At 61.4% G+C, this 865-nt stretch carries 2 pseudogenes; both read left to right on the plus strand.

What is annotated here, in order from left to right:
• Nucleotides 1–139: 139 nt before the first annotated feature.
• Nucleotides 140–322, plus strand: a pseudogene (locus tag OKB81_RS20605) (DUF1566 domain-containing protein); the annotation flags it as partial.
• Nucleotides 319–783, plus strand: a pseudogene (locus OKB81_RS20610) (Lcl C-terminal domain-containing protein); the annotation flags it as partial. The pseudogenes OKB81_RS20605 and OKB81_RS20610, both read left to right, overlap by 4 nt.
• Nucleotides 784–865 lie beyond the last annotated feature (82 nt).

Genomic DNA, 865 nt, shown 5'->3' on the forward strand with positions numbered 1-865 from the left:
ACGACAACAGGTCAACTGAGCGAAATCGGCGCCTGAGAGACTGCTGTCCTGCTTTGGAATTGTGCAACAAGGCCGACGCCCCGGCGAAATTCCCCTCCCACCTACGTCGGAGGGAGTCCCCTTTCGCATTTAAGATGGCTTCGATGGCTATTACTGGAGCCAGACCCTGACCCCGTCCCGTCGGCTGGAGAGCGCGCCTCTGAGCGCCATCGCCCACATCTTCCTCGGCGAGGACGCCGGTGCCGACTATCCCACCCCAGTTCAAAACAGCAATGACGCCAACGGTCTGCAACTGCGCCTGGTGGCCGAGGTAACACGATGAACAAGTATCTTCTGACCCTGCTGCTCACCCTGTGCAGCCCCCTGGCACTGGCCATCGCCATCTGCGACGACGCCCTGCCCCGTACCAGCCCCACCGCCCGTTTCCAGGATCACGGCAACGGCACTGTCACCGACAGGGGCACCGGTCTGATCTGGATGCGCTGCCAGCTCGGCCAGACCTGGCGCAACCAGAGCTGCGAGGGGGAACCCACCCGCCTCTACTGGCAACAGGCACTGCAGACGGCGGAACGGATCCGCACCGAACCGAGCCATGCCCTGTATGGCTTTGGTGGTCATCACGACTGGCGCCTGCCCACCATCAAGGAGCTCGCCAGCATTCTGGAGTCCGCCTGTTACAAACCGGCATTGAACGAAACCATCTTCCCCCGCGCCATGGCCGGGAATGGCAAGGAGGTGAACGACGGCTATGTCTATCTCTGGTCTTCCACCCCGGTGCCGGCCCTTCAGCAGGGCGGGAGCACACTTTGTTGATATTTTAACCAAAGAATAACTGAGCCCGATAGTCGTCATTCCAGCCGGCTCT

Source organism: Aeromonas sp. QDB56 (assembly GCF_027705505.1).
Classification (GTDB): Bacteria; Pseudomonadota; Gammaproteobacteria; order Enterobacterales; family Aeromonadaceae; genus Aeromonas; species Aeromonas caviae.